The organism is Niallia sp. MER 6, assembly GCF_023714395.1.
In the GTDB taxonomy this organism is placed as follows: domain Bacteria; phylum Bacillota; class Bacilli; order Bacillales; family Cytobacillaceae; genus Niallia.
Window position 1 is genome coordinate 1 of record NZ_JAMAUK010000120.1, and the last position, 436, is coordinate 436.

Consider the following 436-nt stretch of genomic DNA (forward strand, 5'->3'; position numbering starts at 1 on the left):
GGTGGTGCCGACCCCGCTGGTGGCGCGTTTTCACCAGACCGCGGAGCGCCAGTCCTGCACCGTTCCCACCCTGTGGCAGCAGACGCTGGCGGATTTTATCCAGCAGGGACATTTTTGGCGTCATTTGAAGAAAATGCGCGCCAGCTATAGCCAGCGTAGACAGTGGCTGGAGTCGGCTCTGCAGGCGCAGGGCTTTCAGGTCACGCCGCAGCTGGGGGGAATTCAACTGGTTATGTCGGTCAGCGGCGACGATCGGCTGCTCGCGCGGCGGGCGGTTGTGGCCGGGCTGGCGGTGCAGGCGCTGAGCGACTGGCGGATTCGCCACGCGGGCGAGGGGGGATTATTGATGAGTTTTACCAATATACGTTCGCCGGCGATGGCTGACGGACTTGCCCGACGGCTGAGAGAGGCGATAGCGATTTGATGGCGCTTAAGT

At 62.8% G+C, this 436-nt stretch carries 1 protein-coding gene; it reads left to right on the forward strand.

The genetic code is table 11. The features are described 5' to 3' along the window. Positions 1-424: aminotransferase class I/II-fold pyridoxal phosphate-dependent enzyme (locus tag M3600_RS28610; RefSeq protein WP_251648587.1), on the forward strand; the 424-nt coding region annotated here is incomplete at its 5' end. Positions 425-436 lie beyond the last annotated feature (12 nt).